Here is a 7,091-nt window from a genome sequence, read left to right as displayed (position 1 = left end):
GACCTGCTGTTCGAGCGCTTCGTCTCGCCCGAGCGCGGCGAGCCGCCCGACATCGACGTCGATTTCGAGCACGAGCGGCGCGAGGAGGTGATCCAGTACATCTACCAGCGCTACGGCCGCGAACGGGCGGGCTTGGCGAGCGCGGTCGCGACCTACCGCACCCGCTCGGCGATCCGCGAGACCGCCAAGGTCTTCGGCCTGTCCGACGACGCGATCGTCGCGCTCAACAACACCGTCTGGGGCCAGAGTTCGGCGCCGATCGGCGAGGAGCGGGCGCGCGCCGCCGGGCTCGATCCGAGCGCGCCGACGCTCGCCTTGGCGCTGAAGCTGGCGGGCGAGCTCGTCGGCTTCCCGCGTCATCTCACCCAGCACAGCGGCGGCTTCGTCATCGCCCGCGACCGGCTCGACGAGATTGCGCCGATCATGAACACGGCGATGGACAATCGCACGATGGTCGAATGGGACAAGAACGACCTCGACGCGCTCGGCATCCTCAAGATCGACGTGCTGGCGCTCGGCATGCTCACCGCGATGAGCAAGAGCCTCAAGCTGCTCGAGGCTCACTATGGCGAGCGGCTGACGCTCGCCTCGATCCCGTCGGAAGAGGCTTGCGTCTACGCGATGATCCAGCGCGCCGATACGGTCGGCGTGTTCCAGATCGAGAGCCGCGCGCAGATGTCGATGCTGCCGCGGCTCAAGCCGGAGAATTTCTACGACCTCGTCATCGAGGTGGCGATCGTCCGCCCCGGGCCGATCCAGGGCGACATGGTCCATCCCTACCTGCGCCGTCGCCAGGGGCTCGAGCCGACGATCTATCCGTCGAAGGAACTGGAAGCGGTGCTCGGCAAGACGCTCGGCGTGCCGCTGTTCCAGGAGCAGGCGATGAAGATCGCCATCGTCGCCGCCGGCTTTGCGCCCGCCGAAGCCGACAAGCTGCGCCGCGCGATGGCGACCTTCCGCCGCGCCGGCACGATCCAGACCTTCGAGACCAAGATGGTCGAGGGCATGGTCGCGCGCGGCTACGAGCGCGAATTCGCCGAGCGTTGCTTTCGTCAGATCGAAGGCTTCGGCGAATACGGCTTCCCCGAGAGCCACGCGGCGAGCTTCGCGCTGATCGTCTATGCCTCGTGCTGGATGAAGTGCCGCTATCCCGACGTCTTCGCCGCGGCGATGCTCAACGCTCAGCCGCTCGGCTTCTACGCCCCCGCCCAGCTCGTGCGCGACGCGCGCGAGCACGGCGTCGACGTGCGCGAGGTCGACGTCAACCTGTCGGATTGGGACTGCACGCTGGAGCCCCCTCTCCCGCTTGCGGGAGAGGGTTGGGGTGAGGGCAAGTGCGACGAGGGCCCTCATCCGGCGTCGCGGCGCGACGCCCCCTTCTCCCGCACGCGGGAGAAGGGGGGGATCCACCCCCGCCACGCCGCCATGGCGGCGGAAATCCGTGCGGCCCATGCGGTCAGGCTGGGCTTGCGGCAGATCGTCGGCGCCAAGGAAGAGGAGATGCGGCGGCTGGTCGAGCGGCGCGGCGCGGGCTACGATTCCGTGCGCGACCTGTGGCTGCGCTCCGGCCTCGAGCCGGCGACGCTGGAGCGGCTCGCCGACGCCGACGCCTTCCGCTCGCTTGGTCTCGACCGCCGCGAGGCGCTGTGGGCGGTGCGCGGCCTCGGCCGGGTCGGCGACCAGGACGATCTGCCGCTGTTCGCGCTGAGCCGCCCCGAACGCGACGCCGAGCCCGACGCCAAGCTGCCGCCGATGCCGCTCGGCGCCCATGTGGTCGAGGACTATCGCCGCCTGTCGCTGTCGCTGAAAGCGCACCCGGTCGCCTTCATGCGCGTCCGCCTCGACGCGCGCGGCGTCAGGCGCGCCGAGGCGCTGGCGACGCTGAAGACCGGCGACCGCGTCGCCGTCGCCGGGCTGGTGCTGGTGCGCCAGCGGCCGGGCACGGCGCAGGGGGTGATCTTCATGACGCTGGAGGACGAGACGGGAATCGCCAATCTCATCGTCTGGCCGAAGGCCTTCGAGCGCCTGCGCGCGATCGTCATCGGCGCCCGCTTCGTCGTCGCGACCGGCAAGCTGCAGAACGAATCCGGCGTCGTCCACCTGATCGTCGAGCGAATGGAGGATCTGACGCCGATGCTCGGCTTGCTGTCGCGCGAAGATTCCGAGGTCCGTCCTTCCGGCTTCGCCGAAGCGCCGCCCGGCGCCGCGCCGCGCCGCCAGGGCGACCGTTTCGCCCAGACGCAGCTCTTCTACGACCCGCGCCTGCCGCCGACGCAAGAGCAACGCGAGGTCGCCCGCGCGCTGCCGAGCGGGCGGAGCTTTCATTGAGGCGACGCCCGAGCGCCCAAGCGTCTACGCGACGTCGTCGGGCGCAGGGGCGCGCTTGTCGCCGACGATCATCGCCCGCACGAGATTCTCGCGGTGGCGCAGGCTCGCCAACGCGACGCCGGCGAGATGGACAAGGACGAGCAGCGCCAGCCCGTGCGCGATCCAGGAATGCAGATGCTGCGCGCCCGATGAGCCCCACAACGCGTCGGTGGTCAGCGCGTAGCCGCTCGCAACCGTCGCGGCGACGACGATCAGCAGCGCGACGATCATCGCCCCGCCGGCCGGATTATGGCCGACGAAACGCGCCTCCGAGCCGCGGACGATCGCGCCAAGATAGGCGAGGACGACGCGCGGCGCGCGCACGAACTGAGCGAAGCGCGCGTAGCCGCCGCCACCGAAGCCCCAGACGACGCGCGCCAGCGTGAGCGCCCCGGCGACGTAACCGGCCCAGGCGTGCAAGTCCTCCCAAACTTGCGCGCTGAGCCAGCAGACGATGAAGCTCACGACGAGCGTCCAGTGGAGCGCCCGCACCAACGGGTCCCAGACGCGGATCACCGTCGCCTCCGCGTCGCCTGGGGGCGCCGCAGCCCGATCAGTTCTCGCCGGCTTCGGCGTTGTCGAGCTTCTCGAGCGTCTGGGCGTTGTAGGCCATGTTGACGCGCTTGCCGTCCTTGCTGGTGGCGTAGACTTCGTAGCAGCCGCTTTCGGTCTTGATCTGCTTGACCGAGAAGCCCTCGGTCTGCAATTGCGATTCCAAGGTCGAGATGGGCCGCCACTGCGACTTGGGGCCGGCGGCGCACTTGCCGGCGGCGTAGGCGGGGCTGACCGCGACGGCGGCGAGGGCGAGGGCGGCGAGGGCGAACGCGGATTTCATGCGGGACTCCGAGAGGTTGGCGTCAAAGCGGCGCGGCGCGCCGTCGCCTCACGATTTCGCGTTTCAAGCCGGCCGAAGTGCGGCCGCCAGATTACGGATTGTCATAGTCGCTTGGCCTCAGGCGCCGCCGGAGGCGCGCCGCGTGAGCTCGTCGACGATCGCGCGCAGCCGCTCGCTCTCCATGCCGGCCGCCTCGCGCGACTCGGCGATCAGCCGCAGGTTGCCCGCGGTCGAGGCGGCCTTCCAGCCTTCGTCGAGCGCCGCGAGCGCATCGCCGAGCGCCTCTTCGCTGGCGTCCCAGTCGCCTTCGATCGCCGCCAGCTCGACCAGCGTCGCGTGGTCCCAATAGTCGCCGCCCTGCGTCTGCCGGTGGCGCACGGCGTAGCGCGCGACGCCGGCGATCTCCTTGGCGGCGCGGTCGCGCGGATCGGCGATCGTCATCAGCGTCGCCGCGTTGACGCCGGGATAGGCGTCGCGCCAATCGGTCTCGAAGCCCTGCCGATAGGCGGCGATCGCCTTGCGCAGATGGCCGCGCGCCTCGATCTCGCGCTTGTCTTTGCGCGCCTTCTCCCAGCGGTCCTTATGGATGCGGCCGAGCAGGCCGCAGGTCTCGCTCGACGGCCCGCGCTCGCCGATCATCTCGACAAGGATCGCCTCGGCCTCGCGGTCGCGCCCGAGCCGGTTGAGCGCCATCGCCCATTGCTCGCGCACCAGCACGGTGCGCTGCAAGGCGCGATCGAGCCGGCCGCAAAGATCGACCACCCGCTCCCACTCCGACAGCGCGCGATAGGAAAGCAGCAGATCGACGGCGACGCCGGCCTCGACCGCGTCGATGTCGCCGAGCCCGTCGCGCACCGCGTCGAGCGCCGCGACGCCACCCGCGCGCGCGTCGGCGAGCTTCTTCTTCAGCGCCTCGGCATAGGCGACCTGGGTGCGGAAGACGTCGGTCTTCAGCCGGTCGATCGGCGCCGCCTGGTAGCCTTCGAGCAGCTGGAACAGCGGCGAATCCATCGCGCGATGGCCGCGCGCCTCGATCAGCCGCTCGGTCAGCGCTTTGGCCGCGGCTTGAGCGTCCGTCGGCGCGCCGTTGTCGCCGAGCGCATAGGGCAGCGCGCGCAACGCGCCGACGTCGAAGGGCAGGGGCGATCCCAGCGCCATGGTCAGCACCGTCGTTTCCGGCCGCGCCGCGTGGCGGATGCCGAGTTCGTAATAGACGTTGGCGTTGAGGATGGTGAGATCGGCGATGGCGAATTCGCTGAGCAGGATGCGCTCATACATCAGCTTGTGGATGAAGCCGGCGCCTTTCTCCTCGTCGGCGCGCACCACGGCGAGGCCGGCCGCCTCGACCGCCGGCGCGATGACCGCGGCGTAGATGCGGTCGAAATCGACGATCCGCCCGCTCGGGTCGGGCTTGCGCCCGAACGGCATGATGACGAAGCAGACGGCGCGGTGGTCCATGGTTTCGCCCCTGGCGCGGCTACGCCGATCCTAGACCGGCGCGGCGGCGCTTGGGTAGCGGGCGCGTTTGCCTTCGCCGCCCGCGCTTGCTAGCCAAGCGCCGCCCCGGACTGGAATCGCCTTGGCCTACGTTCAACTCGCCTTTCTCTCGCTGCTGTGGGGCTTTTCGTTCCTGCTGATCAAGATCGCCTCCCAGTCGTTCGACTGGATCGGCTACGCCTGCGGTCGCGCCGGCGTCGCCGCGCTGGCGCTCGCCGCGCTGGCGCTGACGCGCCGCGTCGCCTGGCCGCGATCGGCCAAAGTCTGGGGACAGATGGCGGCGATGTCGCTGGCCGGGCAGGTTGGGCCGTTCCTGCTGTTCGGCGTCGCCGCCCATTTGATCACCAGCGCCGACATGGCGCTGATGATGGGCTCGGCGCCGATCTTCACCTTCGCGCTGGCGCGGATGTTCGGCCTCGGCGAAGTGTGGAACGCGCGCGCCGCCGCCGGCCTGGCGCTGGGACTGGTCGGCGTCGCCCTGTCGCTCGGTTCGCCTTTCGCCGGCGGCGGCGAGGCGCACGCCGGACTGGGCCGCGCCCTCGCGCTCGTCGGCGCCTTTGGTTACGCCGGCAGCGCGCTGCTGTCGCGGCCGGTTTCGCGCGCGGTCGGCGCGGCGATGGCGGCGACCGGTTCGATGGCGATTTCCGGCGCGCTGCTTGCGGCGGCCGAACTCGTCGCCGGCGGGCTTCCGTCGCTCGCCGATTTGGCGGCGAAGCCGGCGGGGCCGGTCGCCGCGCTGATTGCGCTCGGCCTGTTCAACACCGGCCTCGCCTATTTCGTCTATTTCCGTCTGATCGAGACGGCGGGCGCGACCTTCGCAGCTCTGAACAATTACATCGTTCCCTGCATCGGCGTCATCGCCGGCGCGCTGGCGCTCGGCGAGCCGGTCAGGCCCGCGGCCTGGCTTGGCCTCGCCTGCGTGCTCGTCAGCGTCGCGCTGACCGGTTCCGCGGCGGCCGCGGCGCGCAAAATTGTCCGCTCGCCAACGCTCTAGCAGGCTGCTGAAAAACGCATCGCGTGCCCGCGATTGATGGTTGGCGGCGCGATTTTTTGGCGGATTGAACGGCGCGAGCGGCGGATAGAGGCGGGCTTCTCCTTCATTTTCGACTATTTCTCCGCCGCGAGACACAGTTCGCCCGTCGTGTGCAACAGTCTTGGCAAGCGAACGAGGTTGTAGGCGACAAGACCGAAGGTGAAGACCGCCTTGACCTTGTCGAGACCGCGCACCTTCAACTGCGCGAGGCCGCCGACGATTTTGCTCCAGCCGAAGCTTTCCTCGATCCGTTTGCGGCGTCGCATGCTGATTGCGTAGCCGGAGCTGGCGGCGACCTGCGGCGGCACGGCGGTCTTGCGAACCTTGCCCCGCTTGCTCACCGTCCCATTGATGGCGACATGCGGCTCGATTCCGCGCTTCTTCAAGCCCTCGACGAAAGCCTCGGCGTCGTAGTTCTTGTCCGCGCCCAAGGTCGCGCCTTTCGGTAGGTCCTTCGTCAATGTCGCCGCCGCGTCGCGTTCGGCCGTGCCCGTCGCAAGGCTCGCCGCGGCGCCAACGACAAGGCCGTTGCGGTTCTCCATCAAGGCGTGGCCGAGATAGGCCAGACGGCTCTCCTGGCCGGCGCCCTTGCGATAAAGCCGCGCGTCCTTGTCGGTAGTGGAGGCGTGGGTCTCGTTCGACCGCCTCGTCTTCTTGAAGTCCCGCTCGCCATTGCGGCCCGCCGCCGGCGGCTCGTCCGAGCCGTCCTTGGCCCGAAAACTCTTCATCGACGCCCAGGCCTTCAGCATCGTGCCGTCGACCGAAAAATGCTCCGCGCTCAGCAGGCGCTTCACCCGCGGCTGGGCCAGCAACGCGCAAAGAAACCCCTGCGCGATCTCGCTCGTCAGCAGTCGGTCGCGGTTCTTCGAAAACGTCGAGGCGTCGAATACGGGATCGTCGATCCCCAGCCCGACGAACCAGCGAAACAACAGATCGAACTCCAGCCGCTCGACCAACTGGCGCTCCGAGCGGATCGAATACAAAAACTGCAACAGGCTCGCGCGCAACAGCCGCTCCGGCGCAATCGAGGGACGGCCCCCCGCCTCGTAAAGCGCCGCAAACGCGCCATCGAGCGCTTCAAGCGAAGCGTTCACCAGTTCGCGCATCGCTCGCAACGGGTGACCCGCTGGAACGCGTGCATCAAGGTCGATATAGGAAAACAGCGACCCGCTTGTACGATCCTGCCCGCGCATCGAATCAATCCACAGCGCCTTCGATGCCGAAACGGAATCACGCAAACAACTCAAAATCCAGCCCGTTTTTCAGCAGCCTGCTAGACGCTGAGCGACTGGGCCTGCCCTCGGGCTTGACCGGAGGCACGAGGCCCGGATCGGTCGGAAGAACGGCCTCGCGCGTCAA

The 7,091-nt window shown here is 69.1% G+C and carries 6 protein-coding genes; 2 read left to right on the top strand and 4 right to left on the bottom strand.

The features are described from left to right. Window positions 1–2,328, top strand: a 2,328-nt coding sequence (locus ABSF49_RS18870) for an error-prone DNA polymerase (protein ID WP_424114185.1), incomplete at its 5' end; no start/stop codon positions are given. A gap of 24 nt (window positions 2,329–2,352) precedes the next feature. Here the strand turns inward: ABSF49_RS18870 and ABSF49_RS18865 are convergent. The 3 genes from ABSF49_RS18865 to ABSF49_RS18855 all read right to left on the bottom strand — a co-directional run bounded on the left by ABSF49_RS18865 (window position 2,353) and on the right by ABSF49_RS18855 (window position 4,660). Further along, complete coding sequence (locus ABSF49_RS18865) at window positions 2,353–2,883, bottom strand: cytochrome b/b6 domain-containing protein (RefSeq protein ID WP_424114184.1); 531 nt, start codon at window positions 2,881–2,883, stop codon at window positions 2,353–2,355. A gap of 37 nt (window positions 2,884–2,920) precedes the next feature. Continuing rightward, window positions 2,921–3,202, bottom strand: a complete 282-nt coding sequence (locus tag ABSF49_RS18860) for a PepSY domain-containing protein (protein ID WP_424114183.1) — start codon at window positions 3,200–3,202, stop codon at window positions 2,921–2,923. 117 nt (window positions 3,203–3,319) lie between these two features. Next, complete coding sequence (locus tag ABSF49_RS18855) at window positions 3,320–4,660, bottom strand: TRAFs-binding domain-containing protein (RefSeq protein WP_424114182.1); 1,341 nt, start codon at window positions 4,658–4,660, stop codon at window positions 3,320–3,322. 121 nt (window positions 4,661–4,781) lie between these two features. Here ABSF49_RS18855 and ABSF49_RS18850 point away from each other — a divergent pair, with 121 nt between their 5' ends. Beyond that, window positions 4,782–5,693, top strand: coding sequence for a DMT family transporter (locus ABSF49_RS18850; protein WP_424114181.1), 912 nt, complete (start codon window positions 4,782–4,784; stop codon window positions 5,691–5,693). A 113-nt stretch (window positions 5,694–5,806) separates the two neighbouring features. Here the strand turns inward: ABSF49_RS18850 and ABSF49_RS18845 are convergent, their stop codons facing one another. Further along, window positions 5,807–6,925, bottom strand: coding sequence for an IS5 family transposase (locus ABSF49_RS18845; RefSeq protein WP_424114180.1), 1,119 nt, complete (start codon window positions 6,923–6,925; stop codon window positions 5,807–5,809). Window positions 6,926–7,091: the final 166 nt, after the last annotated feature.

This window comes from Roseiarcus sp. (genome assembly GCF_049514155.1).
Taxonomy (GTDB): domain Bacteria; phylum Pseudomonadota; class Alphaproteobacteria; order Rhizobiales; family Beijerinckiaceae; genus Roseiarcus.
This window is presented reverse-complemented; position numbering and strand designations above follow the sequence as displayed.

What these genes read in the sequence shown, in the direction of transcription:
- ABSF49_RS18860 (WP_424114183.1), bottom strand. Translation starts at nt 3,202, where the DNA reads ATGAAATCCGCGTTCGCCCTCGCCGCCCTCGCCCTCGCCGCCGTCGCG.
- ABSF49_RS18855 (WP_424114182.1), bottom strand. Translation starts at nt 4,660, where the DNA reads ATGGACCACCGCGCCGTCTGCTTCGTCATCATGCCGTTCGGGCGCAAG.
- ABSF49_RS18845 (WP_424114180.1), bottom strand. Translation starts at nt 6,925, where the DNA reads ATGCGCGGGCAGGATCGTACAAGCGGGTCGCTGTTTTCCTATATCGAC.